A 15,993-nucleotide genomic window follows, 5' to 3' on the forward strand; every position below is an offset into this window, starting at 1 on the left:
ACACCGGTTGCCTATTGTCCGTGCAGGTTATTTTTCTCCCGCGCCAATTGCCGGACAGATCATGAAAATCGGTACGCTCCTGACCACCGCCATCGTCTCGCTCTCGACCGTCGGTGGCGGTCTCGCCGTCTATGTCGCTGTCACGAAATACCAGACGATGGACCGGATCACCGAAGCGCAGGGGCGACTCGCGATCGTCCGCGCCGTCAGCGACATCCCGCGCTATCTCAACCCCGAGCGCGGTTTCGCCACCAACATCCTCTACGGCCCCGCAACCGTCGACCCGACGCTGCTCACCGAGCACGACAAGCTCCGTAAGCAGACCGACGGCGCGCGCGACAAGATGAACGCGCTGCGCAAGGACCTGCCCGGCCCCTTCGACGACGGCAACACCACCGGCACCAATATCGATGCGCTGAATGCAAAGCTCACCGCGCTGCGCGAGGCCGTCGACAAGGCGATCGCAGGACCGGCGGATGCGCGCAAGGACGCCGCCAGGAAGATCGTCGCCGACAATGCCGTGCTCAACAGCGGCGTGACCGCGCTCCTCAACGAGCAGGTCCGCCGCATGGCGATCCTCAACGGCGACGCCTACCGTCAGGCCAGCTACGCCAACATCACCATGACGCTGCGCGACGTCGGCGGCCTCAACGCCAGCCTGCACAAGAACCTCGTCGGCGGCAAAAAGGTGGCGACCGAGGCCGAGAAGGCCGACATCGCCCGCTCGCAGGGACGCAACGACCAGATCGCGATGTCACTCCAGGAGTTGCGCGGCAATCCGGCGACGCCCGCCAATGTCGCTTCCGCGCTCGAGACGATGAACTCGGTCTATGTCGAGGGTTTTGGCCGCGAGCTGAAACTCGTGAAGGACGGCGCGGTCAGCGGCAAATACGAGCACGACGTCGAGACCTTCTACGTGGAATCGCAGCGCGGCCTGGGTTCGGTGATCGGCGTCCGCGACGCCTTCTACGACAACGCCGAGCAGATCCTGGCCGGTGCCTCGTCGGCCGCGCGCACGAGCTTCACGGTCGCACTCGCGGGCCTCATCGCCGTGCTGATCGCAAGCGTCGGGCTGGTCGTGACGGTACGACGCCGCGTCTGCACACCGATCGTCGGCCTGACCTCGCGGATGTCGCGGCTTGCCGACGGTGATGTCACTGAGGCAATTCCGGGCGCTGCGCGTTCCGACGAGATCGGGGCGATGGCCGCCGCCGTGACGGTGTTCAAGGACAACATGATCCGGGCCGACCGGCTCGCGGCCGAGAAGCAGGCCGAGAACGACGGCAAGATGCGCCGTGCGCAGATGCTCGACGAGCTCACGCGCGCGTTCGAGGCCAAGGTCACCGAGCTCGTCGGCGGCCTGTCGCAGGCGTCCTCCACGATGGAGAGCACGGCGCAGTCGATGACGTCGACGGCGGCCCAGACCAACAGCCAGGCCGCGGTCGTGGCGGCCGCCTCGGAGCAGACCTCGACCAACGTCCAGACGGTTGCGAGCGCGACAGAAGAGCTGACCTCCTCGATCGCCGAGATCGGCCGTCAGGTCGCACAGAGCAGCGAGATCGCCGCCCGCGCCGTCGACAACGCCCGCCGCACCGGCGATACCGCGCGTGCGCTCGCCGAGGGCGCGCAGAAGATCGGCGACGTCGTCACCCTGATCCAGAGCATCGCCGAGCAGACCAATCTCCTGGCGTTGAACGCGACCATCGAGGCTGCCCGCGCCGGCGACGCCGGCCGCGGCTTTGCCGTGGTGGCGTCCGAGGTGAAGTCGCTGGCCGGTCAGACCGCGAAGGCCACCACTGAGATCTCCGAGCAGATCTCCGCTATCCAGGCCGCGAGCGATGAGACCGTGACCGCGATCCGCAACGTCGCCGATGTCATCGCCGAGATCGACCAGATCGGCACCGCGATTGCGGCTGCGATCGAGCAACAGGGCTCGGCGACCAAGGAGATCTCCCGCAGCGTCCAGGAGGCCGCCCGCGGCACCCAGGAGGTCAACACCAATATCACCGGCGTGCAGCGCGCCGCCGACGACACCGGTGCTGCCGCCAGGGAAGTGCTGGGCGCAGCCGAGCAGCTCTCGACGCAGTCGCGCGACCTCGCCGGACAGTTCGACCGCTTCCTCGGTGAAGTCAGGGCCGCGTAAAAACCCTGAACGCACGCCGAAGCAGGCAAGCAGTTTTGCGACTTACGCCGTGGACGCGTTCAAGCGCTCGGCCAGATTGGGCTGCGGTAGTCCGCGCTGAAACATCAGCAGATCGAGCGACGGCGGCTCCTGCTTGGTCGTGATCGAAAGGCAGGCGTGCGCGTGGCCGCGATGATGAGTCTGGTGATTGAAGAGATGAAGTAGGATATCCGCGAGCGGCTGTTCCTGCGGCTTCCCGGACGTCGTCTGATAGGCGTGCAGCCGCGCCAGCGCTGCTTCGTCGTAACCGTCGACCACCGCAATGAGGCGCGCATCTTCGGCGAGCCGGGCGCGGGTAAGCTCCAGGCGATCCTCGTAGAGGATCTGGTCGAGACGCTTCGGCTGTTCGCCGATGGCCGTCAGCCGAGTCAGCCACAGCCTGTCGGTCAGAAGAAGGTGGTTCAGTGTGCCGTGCAGGCTGTGAAAGAACACGCCGACATCGGCACGATACAGCTCTTCCGGCAACGCGAGCGCCGCTTCGTAAAGGCGGGCGTTGGCCCAGGAATTATAGGCAGCAAGCTGCTGGAACAGGTTTGGCATCGACGTTCACTCCGCCTCATCAATGGCAGTTTGCGAATAGCAGTTTGCGCTTGCGTCAAAGGGTGAGATAATCTCACCTGTCGTTACCAGTGTAAGCGACAGATCATGCTTCCATCGCTCAGAGGTCTGCAGGCGCTTTCGGTGCTGTCTCAAACGGGCAGTCTCACGACAGCGGCCGACATCCTTGGGGTCAGCCGGTCGGCCCTGTCCCATCGGATCGCGGATCTCGAACACCAGCTCGGCGTGGGCCTCATCCAAAAGCGGGGACGCCGAGTCGCTCCGACCGATGACGCCGAGGCCCTCCTCTCGGTTATGGGCGACGCCCTCGACCGCATCGAGGCCGCTGTCGAGCCGATCCGCCGCCGGCGCTCTCAGTTGCGCATCAGTACGGTCGCGACCTTGGCGTCGCACTGGCTATTGCCGCGGCTTCCAGAATTCCGGGCCCTGCATCCGGATATCGAAGTGGCGCTCACCACGACCCGTCGTGTGATCGACCTTGAGGCCGAGGATATCGACTGCGCCATCCGCTATGGATTGGGGCGCTGGTCTGGACTGACGGCGGCCTTGCTGTTTCGCGAAACGCTCGCCCCTGTGGCCGCCCCGATCGCCGATCAGAATCTCGACGGCTCGTCCATTATCCGCGCCCGCTCGCGCTTTCGGGACTGGTCGCTTTGGTGGACGGCGTCCCGCCGCGCTGGAAAGCCAAGCGACGGCGGCCTGGTTGTCGAGTCCCGCGCGCAAGCCCTCGAAGCGGCGCTGGCCGGCGGCGGCATTGCGATGATCGATATGGCTTACCTCGAGGCGCATCTGTCGAGCGGAAGGTTGAGGCTGCTCGCGCCGCCCGTTACGCTCGACGAAGGCTATTATCTCGTCCGTCGACCCGTTGGCCGCAATGATCGCCTCGTCAGCGCCTTTGAGGACTGGATCCTCGCAGCGTCGGAACAGCCGAGGTCCGAGGCGCGACGGGTGAAGGCGCTTTCGACTCAGGGGCCGGCGCCGACCGGCTCGGGCCGCAACGGGAAGCACACCCCAATGTAGGCGGCCGCTGGGGAGAGGTGACACGGAGCGCGCTTAATATGGCGGCGCCTTCCGCGCGCGCTGCGCCTTGGCCGCCTCGATCCACCAATTGAGATCGTCGGCGAAGCGCGGGAACGACCGTTCCAGCGCCTTGCCGCCCTCGCCGATCGGCTCGCTCTCGGCCGACAGCGTCTGCGCGATCGGGCCGACGCCGATGGTGCTCGACACCACGACCATGCCCATCTCCGACAGCGTGCCGTGCCAGGCGGTCGAGGCGCGCGCGCCGGACAGGCGGCCGGCGGAATAACTCGCGATCGCGGCCGGGCGCCAGAACCACTCTTCCAGGAAATGGTCGGTGAGATTCTTCAATCCGGGCTGAATGCCCCAATTGTATTCCCCGGTGACGAAGACAAAACCGTCAGCGCCGCGGATCTGCCCCGCCAGCTTCTCCAGCGCCTCTGGCGCTTCGCCCTTCGGATGTTCCTTATACATGCGGTCGAGCATCGGCAGGCCGATCGCCTTGGCGTCGATGAACTCGACCTCCTCGCCACGGCCGCGCAGCCGATCGACGACGAAATTCGCAAGGCGAATGCCCATCCGGTCGGAGCGGTAGGAACCGTAGAGGACGAGGATGCGGTTGCTCATGGCCGGCAGGTTAGCACGGAGTCCGGCCCCAATCCATTTGCCACGCTATCGCCTGCGTCCGCGCTCCAGCGTTTCCGACGGCGTCTCGCCGTACTGGTCGCGATAGCTTCGGGAGAAATCGCTGAGATGCCAGAAGCCGAACGCCAGAGCGACGGCCTTGACGCTGTCAGCGCCTCCCGACAGCCGCTGGCGAACCAACCACAGCCGGCGTAGGCGCAAGAAACGGTGCAGGCTCATGCCACGATAGCGGCGGACGACATCATGCAAGGTGCGGACGGAGAGGCCGAGCTTGCGCGCGACCTCCTCGCTGTAGATCGGCTGCGAGAGATCGTCGGATATGAGCGCACGGATATCCTGAAATATCTTGAACTGCCGCTCGTCGTTCGGCCGAACCGTCCATCGCGCGGGAACCAGATTGGCGAACGCGGCATCGACCGCGCCGAACAGGGACTCCTTCATCGCGGCCGCCTTCAGCGGCACCTCAGTGGGATCGATGGGCTCGGACGCGGCAGCCACCACCTCCCTGACCACCTTGCGCAGCCAATGCAGCGCCAACGGACTGGTCTCGAATATCTTGAAGCTGGAACTCGTCGCGGGCCAGCCGCGATCCTTCACCTCGGGGCGGAACACGACCGAGGCAATCTGTCGCGGCACCTCCTCGATGGTGGTGTAGGCGGCCCCGCTGCTGCCGATGACGATGACCGCGCGGTCGCGCTGCGCGCCGTTGAAGCGAATGGGAACGTCAAGGTCGTCCATCGCAAAACCGACCGCGGTGCAATCGGCGATGAGCTGCGCGTCCACGACGCGCGGAAACGCCCGCGTGACGTTCACGTCACAGCCTGGCAATTGTACGATGATCTGCTCAGTCGCAATCCTTCGCACGAACGGCGTGAACTCGAAGTTCAGGCCACGGATCGCGTTGCGAAACTCGTCGACGTCTGCAAATCGAAATATTTTTGGCGCCAACGCAGGCGCATCATCAATGCTGGTCATGACAAATGAAAAGCTGCGTCGCGAAACGACGCGCGTCCGGCGGACAGTACCGGTCTGATCCCCCCCTTTCGGTTGCCCCGCTACACCGAAAGACACATCCTAAGCGCTTTCAACCAATTGGCGAGCCCTCAGCTCAAAGAACTAGGCGGCGGGTCCTCTCCTGCCAAATTTCGATAGCGTTTCTCCTGAAGCAGCCGGTGTGCTGATACCCGAGACGATCAAAGTCTAAAATCCAAATTAACAACTTTGAGGCGAAATAGGGCCCGTTCATTTCGTCGACGTTATTTTTAGAGTTCAGGCTCCTGCCATGATGGCAAATTCGCCTGCCGATATTCTTGTCGAGTTGGAAGAAGCGGTCGCGGCGTGCCCGCCGGAGCGCTGTGCCCGCATTCTCGCAGGCATTGTTCGTCTGCTCGCAACCAGCCGCGACCGGCCGCAGGAACTGCTAGTCAACGTGCTCGATGGCGTGCTGCTGCGCCTGACAGGACGCGTTGCGCCGAGTGCGCTGGTGCAGCTCAGCCGGGCGCTTGCCGACATGGATGTTGCACCGCAAGATACATTGCGCCAGCTGGCTTCGCACGAACACCAGGACGTCGCGTGCCCGCTTCTGCTCAAATCGCACGCGCTATCAACGGCCGACCTCGAGGCGGTCGCCGGGTCGTGCGGCGAACGCCATCAACTCGCGATCGCGGCCCGGGACCAAATCGAAGCAGTTGTGGTTGAGGCGCTGGTCAAACGCGGCGGCCGGGCGGTCTGCCTTGCGCTGATTGGGAACCCCGGCGCCATGTTCTCCGATGCCGCCTATGCTTTGCTCGTTGAGACGAGCGCGGCGGATGACGCAGTCACGAAGGCGCTGGCGCTCCGGCCGGGCACGCCCGATATCGTCGTTCGCAAACTGCTCTCCGCGTCACCCGGCAAGATTCCAGCCAACAAGACTCCGGCCAAGCCCAACGCCTCCGCCGCGCCCCCTGCATCGAACCCGGAGCCCGCTCCGGTTCCACCAAAGCGGCCCTGCTCCGCTGACTATGCGAGCGCAAGGCCGGAGATCGTTGCGCTTAACCGCGTCGGCAAGCTCAACGATTCCACGGTGAACCGCTTCGCGATCCGTGGCGAGATTGCCAATTTGTTCACCGCCTTGTCGGTGCTGTCAGGGGCGCCGATCGAGATCGTCGAGCACGTCATGACCGATGACGATTGCGAAGGCCTGGTGATGGCCTGCCGGGCTTCGCGCCTGAACTGGCAGACCACGCTCGCGATCCTGAGCAATCGCGGCGGCGCACGCCTCTCTTTTGCCGAGCGCGAACGCGCACAACACATTTTCGAAACACTTCTTTTGTCGACCAGCCAATGGACAGTGCGCTGGGGGGAAATCGCAGCCAACGCCAGCACAAGCGATGCGGGAAATCGCGGCGTAAAAATGGGGGTTAGCCGATGAAATTCGACGGTCGCAAGGCGCTTCGCGTGCGGATGGATCACAAGCAGGCTGTCAATCTGATGGGCTCGGACGGCACCTGGCGACGCAGCTGCGTCCTGCTCGACGTGTCGCAGAGCGGCGCCAAGATCGAGGTCGAAGGCACACTCGACGTGCTCCAGGCCAAGGAATTCTTCTTGCTGCTGTCGTCGACGGGTCTGGCCTATCGGCGCTGCGAGCTGGTCTGGATCGATGGAACCACGGCCGGCGTCCACTTCCTCACCGCAGACGGCAGGAAGAAACCGCCGAGCGCTGCCGCCGCACAGAACTCCACCCAGAGCAAATAGACTCAAGACTTCGTCAAGTTCGTTGAACTCCAGTGTAGTCCAGGTCAACCGTGCAGAATGCGCGAACCATAACCCGCCCCGTCAAAGGCGACGAAGGCATCCGAGCGACGGACGCGGCACGCCCGTTCGTGCATGTGCTAGCCGATTCTTCTGACAAACTGGCCGGCGTCTGCTCGATCCTTGAACAGCAGTTTACCGTCGCGGGCGAGCGCCTCGACGCGGAAGCGAAGCTGTCCCAAGTGCCGTTCGCCATCGTCATCCGCGCGGAGCTGCGTGACACCGGCACCATTGCAGCCATCAAGAAGCGGGCCGCCAAGCTCGCGAAGGCCACCAAGCGTATCTTCCTCGTCGAGCACTCCTCGCACACAACTATCTCGCAGGCCTACGCCCTCGGCGCCACGTTCGTGCTTCCCGGCACGATCAACAAGATCAAGCTGCTGGCGGCGCTGGCTGACCCGGCCGAGCCGTCATCGGCTTCGTCAGGCAACACGCCACAACGGGACAACGCCGTCGAAACCGCGGCGACCGCCATCGCGTCGATGTTCACGGCGGTGACGCTCGGCGCGCCCCTCGACGTCGACGGCACCAAGGAGGCCGGCCGCCAGATCGCCGATCGCATCACCGAGCACGGCTTGTCCGAATGGCTCACGACGGTGCGGCGTCACCACGAGGGAACCTACCAGCACTGCCTGCTCGTGACCGGCGTGGCGATCGACTTTGGCCTGAGCCTCGGCGTCGGAAGGACCGATCTGGAGCGCCTGTATACGGCCGCCATGTTCCACGACATCGGCAAGGCCCAGATCCCGCTTGCGATCCTGGACAAGCCCGGCCGCCTCGATGCCGACGAGCGCGCCATGATCGAGACCCATCCGACGGCAGGTTACGAGTTTTTGAAGGATCACCAAAAAATTTCGCCGGAGATTCTCGATGCCGTCCGGCATCACCACGAATATCTCGACGGCAGCGGATATCCGGACGCGCTGTGCGGTGAGAACATCAACGACATCGTGCGCATTCTCACGATCTCGGACATCTTCGCCGCGCTGATCGAGCACCGGCACTACAAGCCGACGATGCCGCGCAACGAGGCCTACAACATTCTCTGCGGAATGAGCGGAAAGCTGGAGAAGGCGCTTGTGACCTCGTTCAAAGAGGTCGCGCTCACACGGTGAGCCCGCGCGAACCCGCCGCCAAGAACGACGTCACGAGCCCACCTTAGTGCGTGGCCCGATATTTGACGCGGTGCGGGATAGACCGGCAGGCCAGCCCTTCCGCAAGCAGCTTCATGTCCTCGCGTCTGCCGCTGCGGACCAGCCTGCTGAACTCTTCAGGAGTGAAGGGAAGACTTGGATCATCATCAATCGGGCGCCGCATTCGCGTACCGAACAACCGTCGAACCAGGCTAGCGAGCCGCCGCATGTCAATTCCCTCGCGCCAGCATCAAACCTTTCAGTGCGCATATTGTTCCTCCCGCGCGATCGAGATTGCAAGGGGCCGCGGGGAGTCCGCACGAAAAATTTCGTGAGGGAATCATCTCCCGCTCCGCGCCAGTCGGCCCGTCGCGTCAGTCAGCAAAACCGACGAACCGTACGAACTCCTCGTTGTGCTCGCGATCAGAGCGAACGGCGTTCGCGGCGAAGCTATCGTCGGGATAACCCAGCGCGACGCAGGTCATGATGACCTCGTCCTCGGGGATCTTGGCAACCTCGCGCACGATGTCGGAACGCATGATGCCCTGCCCGTTGATCACGGAGCCGAGACCGCGGTCCCAGGCCGCGAGCACGATACCGTAGCAGAGCGCGCCGAGATCGAAATGGCAGACCGCGCCGGGGTCAAGCACGCGGTCATAGCTGAGCACCAGCGAGACCGGCGCATCGAACTGGCGGAAACCGCGCAGCACCCAATCCTGCCGCATCGGCTTGTCGTCGCGCGCGATCCCCATCGCGCCAAACAATTTTTTGGCGACGTCGACCTGGCGCGTGCGGTGAATGCCCTGGTACTCGCCGTGACTGATGATGTCGCGCTTGGCCTTGGCGCCGGCCACCATCTCCTCCATGTTGCGACGGCGGACCTGTTCCAGCGGTTCGCCGGTCAGCACATGGACATGCCAGGGCTGCGTGTTCATCGACGACGGCGCGCGCTTGGCACTGTCGATGATCGCCTCGATCACCGCGCGCGGTACCGGCTCGTTCTTGAAACCGCGCACGCTGCGGCGCGACTGGACCAGCGTCTCGAATTCCACCTCTTTACCTCCCTGGCGCATACCCGTCCGGCAGTTGCCGATGCGGCGCGCGAAATCTATGCTACCCCGTAAGCAAGACCAAGAGGACCCGCCACACCCCGTGAGGACCTACCATGGCCGCGCCGCTCGATCCCGTCATCGCCCAGATCATTCCGCTGCTGCCGCTGCGCGATCCCACGACGATGACGCCACAGAGCGCCCGCGATTCCTTGCGTGCACTGGCTGCCGCGCGCGCGGCTGTGCCGCCGCCGCCCGTCGATCTCGTGCAGGACATCAAGGTCAAGGGCGGCGCCGGCCCGCGCGATGCGCGGGTCTACCGGATCGGCGACCGTCCCGCGCCGACCGTGGTGTTCTTCCACGGCGGCGGCTGGGTCGCGGGCGATCTCGATACCCATGACCGGCAGGCGCGCAATCTGGCGATCGAGACCGGCGCGGTCGTGATCTCTGTCGACTATCGGCGCCCGCCGGAAACGCGCTTTCCCGGCGCGTTCGAGGATGCCTTCGCCGCAAGCAGCGACATCTTCAACCGCATCGCGGAATTTGGCGGCGATATCAAGCGTCTCGGCGTGGCCGGCGACAGCGCAGGCGGCAATCTGGCTGCGGCGACCGCGATCGCCTGCCGCGATGCCGGCATCAAGCTCGCCGCGCAACTGCTGGTCTATCCCGTGACGGACGTTGTCGGCAGCTATGCCGATGCGCGGGAGAACGCGCACTATCCGTCACGAGCAGAGAATGCGGAAGGATACTTCCTGTCGCGCGCGGTGATGGAGTGGTTTGCCGGTCATTATCTTGCCGATCCCGGCCACGCCGCGGACTGGCGGGTCTCGCCACTGCGTGCCGCGTCGCTCGCAGGCGTTGCGCCCGCGATCGTCACCACCGCCTGGTTCGATCCGTTGCGCGACGAAGGCGCGGCCTATGCGCGGGCGCTGGAGGCTGCCGGCGTGCGGGTGAAGCATCATGAAGGCGCCGGCCTGATCCACGGCTATTTCGGCCTCGGCGAAGCCTCCGAGATCGCCCGCGCCGAGGCGCAACGCGCGCGCGCCGATTTCAAGGCGCTGCTCGCGCGGGGGATTTGATCGCGTTGCGGCCCGGCGGGCTCGAATTGCCCAACCATCTCATTCGCATCATCATCGGCCTGATTGCGGCACTGCTATTGGTCGAGAACACCTCGGCCGCGCCGCAGACCGTCTACTTTCCCAGCGTCGACGGCCACACGGCGCTCGTCGGCTACCTGTTCCAGCCGGCCACGCCGGGGCCTTGGCCTGCCGTCGTCATGCTGCACGGTCGCGGCGGGCCGTATTCGAGCAACGACAATGCCGACTGCACTTATGTCGGTCACGACACGGCGTCCCCCTGCAATGCCGCCACACTGTCCAAACGCCACGCGATGTGGGGCGAGTACTGGTCGGCGCATGGCTATCTGGCCCTGCTGCCGGACAGTTTCGGCCCACGCGGCAAGGCGCACGGCTTCGGCCGCTTCACCCATGACGATCCCGATCGCGCCGACGTCAACGAAATGACCGTGCGCCCGCTCGATGCCGAAGGTGCGCTGGCTTATCTGCGCGGACGCGGCGACGCCATCCCCGGCCAGATCTATCTCCAGGGCTGGTCCAATGGCGGCAGCACCGCACTGAACGTGATGATCCGCCAACGCAGCCAGGCAACGGGCTATCGCGGCGCCCTCGTGTTCTATCCGGGCTGCGGGCAGGCCGCGCTGCTCGCATCGACCATCTCGACCACCGCGCCGATCGCCATGTTCCTTGGGACCGACGATGAGGAGGTGTCGCCCGTGATATGCCAGCACGTCGCCGATAGGTCGCGGCAAGCCGGTAGCAGCATCGATGTCACCGTCTACCCCGGTGCCACCCATGATTTCGACGAGCCCTCATCGCGGCGGCAGTCCGCGCCCGGGAATCAAGCCGCCATGGATGACGCGCTCGTCAAGGCCATTGCCATCCTCGACCGTTGGAAAAATTGAGGCGGACGCGAACGCCGCCCACCGATCCTGCTTGATTGCGCCATGATTCCGGGCTCCAATTCACGCGCCATCTTTTTTGGTTTAGGGAGACAACCATGATGAAGCGGATTTTCCTGGCAGCGATCGTTGCCACCTTTGCAGCAGGCTCGGCCCTCGCGGACGACACCTGCGAGAGCAAGGCGGTCGGCAAGGACGGCAAGGCCTTGGCGGGTGCTGCCAAGACCTCTTTCCTGAAGAAGTGCAAGGAAGACGCCTGCACGCCCAAGGCTGTCAGCGCGGACGGCAAGCCGCTCGCTGGCGCCGCCAAGAACAGCTTTCTGAAGAAGTGCGAGATGGGCGCGTAATCGCTGCGCGTTCGCTGCTTCTTTAGCGAGCAATCCGCAAACGGACTCCGTCATGGCCGGGCTTGTCCCGGCCATCCGCGTTTGTGTTTCCGTGTCGCAAAGAACATCAGCTAACTCCCCGCGCTTGCCGAGCGCCCAATCCAAATCATTCGATGACATCACAACCCTAGACAGAAAGCCTCGGCTGACGGATCATGGCGTGCTGAGCGAATTGGGGCGGATCGACGAGGCTTTCTAGGAGAGGGACGTCAAGATGTTGCAACTTCGAGTGCGTAATCAGATCATGGCGACAGTGAGCTTGCTGTTCGCGCTGTTCATCAGTCTTGAAGCCGCGAACGCGAGGGGCGTCGGTCTGCCCAACGTCATGGTTCTCGCAACCGGTGGCACCATCGCCGGCAGCGGGGCGAGCAGCACCACCGTGGTCGGGTACACCGCAGCCACGGTGGGCATCGAGACCCTCCTGAACGCCGTCCCCGAACTGAAGACGGTGGCTAACGTCAAGGGCGAGCAGGTTTTCCAGATCGCCAGCGAGAACATGAACAATGACTACTGGCTCAAGCTCGCAAAGCGCGTCAACACGCTCCTCGCGCAGGACGACGTCGATGGGATCGTGATCACGCACGGGACCGATACGATCGAGGAAACCAGCTATTTTCTGGACCTCGTCGTCAAGAGCAAGAAACCTGTCGTCGTCGTCGGCGCGATGCGGCCGTCGACAGCGATCAGCGCGGATGGGCCGATCAACCTCTTTAATGCGGTGATCCTCGCAGGCAGTGACGAGGCCGTCGGCAAGGGCGTGCTCGTTGCCCTCAACGATCAGATCAACGCGGCGCGCGATGTGACCAAGAACAACACCTCGTCGGCAGACACCTTCCGCACGCCGGAGCTCGGCTTCCTCGGCTACATGCAGGGCAACAAACCATACTTCTATCGTCAATCGACGCGGCGGCACACGGCGGACTCCGAATTTGACGTCTCTAACCTCGATGTCCTGCCGCAAGTCGACATCGTCTACGGCTACGCCAACATGAACCGGGTCGCGATCGACGCTTTTGTCGCCGCCGGAGCCAAGGGGATCGTGCATGCCGGCACGGGCGACGGCAGCCTGGCCCGGCCCGCGGTCGAGCCGGCTCTCGACGAGGCCCGCAAGAAGGGTGTCGTGATCGTTCGCAGCAGCCGTGTCGGCAACGGTATCGTCGCGCGCAACGGGGAAGCCAAGGACGACGAACACGACTTCGTCGTCTCGGACACGCTCAATCCTCAAAAGGCGCGTATCTTGCTGATGCTGGCGCTGACCAAGACGACCGACACCAAGGAGATCCAGCGGATGTTCTACACCTATTAGACCATCCGAAGTGCGGGCGCGCTACTCCCGCTTGAAACGGTAGTCAAAGGCGGCGCCGAGCGGCTTGATCAGCCCGACCGTCGGCGTCGGAAAATGGATCGGCAGGATCAGCGTGTCGGTGTCGGCGACGGAAGCAAAAAACTTCCGCCGCGACACCGCCGACTGCTTCGCATCCCAATCCGGCTTGGACGACCATTCCGGCTCGCGGCACTGGATCTGGTGATGCATGAGGTCGCCGGCGACCACCGCGCGCTGGCCTTTCGAGAAGATGTTCACGCAGCAATGACAGGGCGAATGCCCCGGCGTCGGCGTCAGCGTCACGGTGTCGTCGAGCGCGTAATCGTCATCCACCAGCAGCGCCTGCCCGGCTTCCACGATTGGCAAGCAATTGTCGCGGAAGACCGTGCCGGGCGGATCGTTGCCTTTGGCATTTTCCGTCTCCCACGCCGCATACTCGCCCTTGTGAAAGACGTATTTGGCGTTCGGGAACGTCGGCACCCAGCGGCCGTCGCGCAGTATCGTGTTCCAGCCGGTATGGTCGATGTGCAGATGGGTGCAGAACACGTAGTCGATCTGCTCGAAGCCGATGCCGAGCGCGAACAGCTCGTTGCGCCAGCGCTCCTTGCCGGGAAAGTCGAACGGCGGCGGATGCCCCTTGTCCTCACCGGTGCAGGTGTCGACCAGGATGGTGTAGCGCGGCGTGCGGACGACGAATGTCTGGTAGGTGATGACCATCATGCCGCGCGCGGCATCGAACACCTCGGGCTCCATGGTCGGCAGATGGTGCTTGAACACGCCCTCGTCATAGGCCGGGAAAAAATCCTGCGGCCGCCGCCACGGTCCTTCCCGCTCGATCACCGCGTCGATGGTGATGTCGCCGATCCTGAGCTGCTTCATGGTTATCGCTCCCTTTTTGGGAGAGCGTAGCGGGCGGCACAGCGTCGTTCAAGCCGTGCAACGCCCATGCAGCGCCCATGCGTGAGGATCGCCGCAAATCGACCCCAAACGCCACCGACGATGATCGCGGAATTGGGGAAGAATCGGTGGGCAGGAAACTCGGATTTGCGACGGCGGCCATGATCGCCGCTGCGGCGGGCGTCTACATCAACAACACAAACCTGCTGGCGACGCATCGCGACGGCAAACCGGTGTTGCTCGCCCATCGCGGCAAGGCGCAACGCTTCGATGAGCGCGAGTTGAAGAACGATACCTGCACTGCCGCGCGCATGTTGCCGGCGACGCACGACTACCTCGAGAACACCATACGTTCGATGCGAGCAAGCTTCGAGGCCGGCGCCAATTTGGTCGAGCTCGACGTGCATCCGACGACCGACGGCGAGTTCGCCGTATTCCACGACTGGACGCTCGACTGCCGCACCGACGGTCACGGCGTCACGCGCGAGCAGCCCATGGCGAAGCTGAAAATGCTCGACATCGGCTATGGCTACACTGCCGACGGCGGCAAGACCTTCCCGTTTCGCGGCAAGGGCATCGGAATGATGCCGACGCTCTCCGATGTGTTTGCCGCCTTCCCCGACCGGCGGCTTCTCATCAATGTGAAGAGCCGCGACGCGAACGAGGGCGAGAAGCTCGCGGCCGTGCTGAACGCGCTGCCGGCCGAACGACGGCGGATGATCATGGTCTATGGTGGTGACGAGCCGATCGAAATGGTCCGCCGCCTCATCCCGGACGTCCGCACCATTTCGCGCGGCGCAATCCGCAGCTGCCTGACCCGCTATATCGGCTATGGCTGGAGCGGCCTGGTTCCGGCGGCCTGCCGGAACGCGATGGTGCTGGTTCCGATCAATGTTGCCCCCTGGCTATGGGGTTGGCCTGACCGATTCCTGAATCGCATGGACGACGCCAACAGCGCCGTTTTCGTACTCGGTCCTTACAACGGAGGTGAGTTCTCGACCGGCATCGATACGCCGGAGTTGTTTGGCCGGCTGCCGCAAGGCTATTCCGGCGGCATCTGGACCAACGAGATCGAGACGATCGCCGAAATCACTGGCAAGACAAAGGACTAACGCCGTCGGACGCCGGTCAGGCCTGCTTCAGCAGATGCCGGGCGAATTCGGGCAGCGTGCGGAAGGCCATGTGCATATTGTCGTTGAAGGACGCGGTCTGATAACCATGGTGCTGCCAGGCGCGGACAAGCGCTGCACGGCTGAAGATCGAGACATGGCCGTTGCGCGGGCCGACATACCACCAATTGAGGCCGTGCATCTCGAAATCGGGCGGCTGCACCAGCGTGGAGAACAGCACGAGCCCGGCCTCCTCCGTGCTTGACGCGATGGCGGCGATACCGGCCATCGGATCGGGCATGTGCTCCAGCGTTTCGAAGCAGGTGACGAGATCGAATTTTTCCTGCGGCGGCCGCGCGAAATCGGCCACGAAGGGATCGAAGGTCTGCGCTTCCAGGAAGCCTGAGCCGCGCAAATTTGCGCTCAGCAGGCCGTCGCCGCCGCCATAGTCGAGCACGCGCAACTCGGCCTTCCTCGCTCCGAATAAATCCTGCACCAGTTTTGCGCAGCTCGCGGGTCGAGCCTCCCTGTAGTCGGGATCGAACTCGATATAGCCGTCGTTATAAATGTCGGCCTTGAAGTTCGTCTCGCTCCAATCGTCAAATGCATCGGTGAACAGGAACCCGCAGAGCTGGCAGCGGCGGTAATAGACCGGCGTCCCCGACACCGGCAGCCGCCTGCTGCGCTTTTCATTGCAGTGTTTCGCGAAATCGACCACGCCGAACAGCGCGGCCTCCGCGCCACAGATCTTGCACGGCAGAGGTGCCGTGGAAACCGGTCTCAGTTTGGTGATCATGCCCCGTCCCGCAACCTCGCCCGAGGCGATCTTCGCCCGCGAGGATTGCGCGAGGGTTGCGCGGTCGCGACCGTTCACGGTTATGGATCCGTCACTTGCAATGTCGGCAACCGATCAGGGCGATCCCGA

The 15,993-nt window shown here is 64.0% G+C and carries 16 protein-coding genes; 10 read left to right on the forward strand and 6 right to left on the reverse strand.

The annotated features are described in order from the left end of the window. The first annotated feature begins 61 nt into the window (after positions 1–61). Positions 62–2,143 carry a methyl-accepting chemotaxis protein gene (locus tag UP06_RS02500; protein ID WP_045000178.1) on the forward strand — a complete coding sequence of 694 codons (2,082 nt, stop codon included), beginning with the start codon at positions 62–64 and terminating at the stop codon, positions 2,141–2,143. 42 nt (positions 2,144–2,185) lie between these two features. On the opposite strand, the gene UP06_RS02505 is transcribed toward UP06_RS02500, so the two are convergent. Continuing rightward, the gene (locus UP06_RS02505) at positions 2,186–2,722 is read right to left on the reverse strand and encodes a DinB family protein (protein WP_045000179.1); all 537 of its coding nucleotides are present in this window, start codon (positions 2,720–2,722) and stop codon (positions 2,186–2,188) included. 105 nt (positions 2,723–2,827) lie between these two features. Here UP06_RS02505 and UP06_RS02510 point away from each other — a divergent pair, with 105 nt between their 5' ends. Then, positions 2,828–3,760, forward strand: coding sequence for a LysR substrate-binding domain-containing protein (locus tag UP06_RS02510; protein WP_063778852.1), 933 nt, complete (start codon positions 2,828–2,830; stop codon positions 3,758–3,760). A 33-nt stretch (positions 3,761–3,793) separates the two neighbouring features. On the opposite strand, the gene UP06_RS02515 is transcribed toward UP06_RS02510, so the two are convergent. After that, positions 3,794–4,384, reverse strand: coding sequence for an NADPH-dependent FMN reductase (locus tag UP06_RS02515; RefSeq protein WP_045000181.1), 591 nt, complete (start codon positions 4,382–4,384; stop codon positions 3,794–3,796). A gap of 45 nt (positions 4,385–4,429) precedes the next feature. Continuing rightward, positions 4,430–5,377 carry an AraC family transcriptional regulator gene (locus tag UP06_RS02520; RefSeq protein ID WP_045000182.1) on the reverse strand — a complete coding sequence of 316 codons (948 nt, stop codon included), beginning with the start codon at positions 5,375–5,377 and terminating at the stop codon, positions 4,430–4,432. A gap of 307 nt (positions 5,378–5,684) precedes the next feature. On the opposite strand from UP06_RS02520, the gene UP06_RS02525 reads away from it, so the two are divergent. The 3 genes from UP06_RS02525 to UP06_RS02535 are packed head-to-tail and all read left to right on the forward strand — an operon-like array spanning position 5,685 to position 8,307. Then, positions 5,685–6,812 (forward strand): DUF2336 domain-containing protein, encoded by a 1,128-nt coding sequence (locus UP06_RS02525; RefSeq protein WP_045000184.1) that lies wholly within the window; start codon positions 5,685–5,687, stop codon positions 6,810–6,812. Continuing rightward, the gene (locus UP06_RS02530) at positions 6,809–7,135 is read left to right on the forward strand and encodes a PilZ domain-containing protein (RefSeq protein ID WP_045000186.1); all 327 of its coding nucleotides are present in this window, start codon (positions 6,809–6,811) and stop codon (positions 7,133–7,135) included. Before UP06_RS02525 ends, UP06_RS02530 begins: the two co-directional genes overlap by 4 nt. 50 nt (positions 7,136–7,185) lie before the next feature. Further along, positions 7,186–8,307, forward strand: coding sequence for an HD-GYP domain-containing protein (locus UP06_RS02535; protein WP_045000188.1), 1,122 nt, complete (start codon positions 7,186–7,188; stop codon positions 8,305–8,307). Positions 8,308–8,699: 392 nt separating this feature from the next. Here the strand turns inward: UP06_RS02535 and UP06_RS02540 are convergent, their stop codons facing one another. Beyond that, complete coding sequence (locus tag UP06_RS02540) at positions 8,700–9,377, reverse strand: nitroreductase (RefSeq protein ID WP_045001089.1); 678 nt, start codon at positions 9,375–9,377, stop codon at positions 8,700–8,702. Positions 9,378–9,490: 113 nt separating this feature from the next. On the opposite strand from UP06_RS02540, the gene UP06_RS02545 reads away from it, so the two are divergent. The 4 genes from UP06_RS02545 (at position 9,491) to UP06_RS02560 (ending at position 13,044) form a co-directional block, all read left to right on the forward strand. Next, positions 9,491–10,453, forward strand: a complete 963-nt coding sequence (locus UP06_RS02545; RefSeq protein WP_045000190.1) for an alpha/beta hydrolase — start codon at positions 9,491–9,493, stop codon at positions 10,451–10,453. Further along, positions 10,450–11,355 carry a dienelactone hydrolase family protein gene (locus UP06_RS02550; RefSeq protein WP_245305385.1) on the forward strand — a complete coding sequence of 302 codons (906 nt, stop codon included), beginning with the start codon at positions 10,450–10,452 and terminating at the stop codon, positions 11,353–11,355. The genes UP06_RS02545 and UP06_RS02550 overlap by 4 nt, the downstream gene beginning before the upstream one ends. Before the next feature lie 95 nt (positions 11,356–11,450). Then, entirely contained in the window at positions 11,451–11,699 is a 249-nt protein-coding gene (locus UP06_RS02555) for a hypothetical protein (RefSeq protein ID WP_045000191.1), read from the forward strand. Between the two features lie 253 nt (positions 11,700–11,952). Beyond that, positions 11,953–13,044: a type II asparaginase gene (locus tag UP06_RS02560; protein ID WP_082081211.1), complete on the forward strand. Its 1,092-nt coding sequence runs from the start codon at positions 11,953–11,955 to the stop codon at positions 13,042–13,044. 21 nt (positions 13,045–13,065) lie between these two features. Here UP06_RS02560 and UP06_RS02565 read toward each other — a convergent pair whose 3' ends face one another. After that, the gene (locus UP06_RS02565) at positions 13,066–13,941 is read right to left on the reverse strand and encodes an MBL fold metallo-hydrolase (protein WP_045000192.1); all 876 of its coding nucleotides are present in this window, start codon (positions 13,939–13,941) and stop codon (positions 13,066–13,068) included. A 146-nt stretch (positions 13,942–14,087) separates the two neighbouring features. On the opposite strand from UP06_RS02565, the gene UP06_RS02570 reads away from it, so the two are divergent. Further along, positions 14,088–15,071: a glycerophosphodiester phosphodiesterase family protein gene (locus UP06_RS02570; RefSeq protein ID WP_045001095.1), complete on the forward strand. Its 984-nt coding sequence runs from the start codon at positions 14,088–14,090 to the stop codon at positions 15,069–15,071. 16 nt (positions 15,072–15,087) lie between these two features. Here the strand turns inward: UP06_RS02570 and UP06_RS02575 are convergent, their stop codons facing one another. Beyond that, positions 15,088–15,942, reverse strand: coding sequence for a class I SAM-dependent methyltransferase (locus tag UP06_RS02575; protein ID WP_349509922.1), 855 nt, complete (start codon positions 15,940–15,942; stop codon positions 15,088–15,090). Between the last annotated feature and the right edge of the window lie 51 nt (positions 15,943–15,993).

Source organism: Bradyrhizobium sp. LTSP857 (genome assembly GCF_000938285.1).
GTDB lineage: Bacteria > Pseudomonadota > Alphaproteobacteria > Rhizobiales > Xanthobacteraceae > Bradyrhizobium.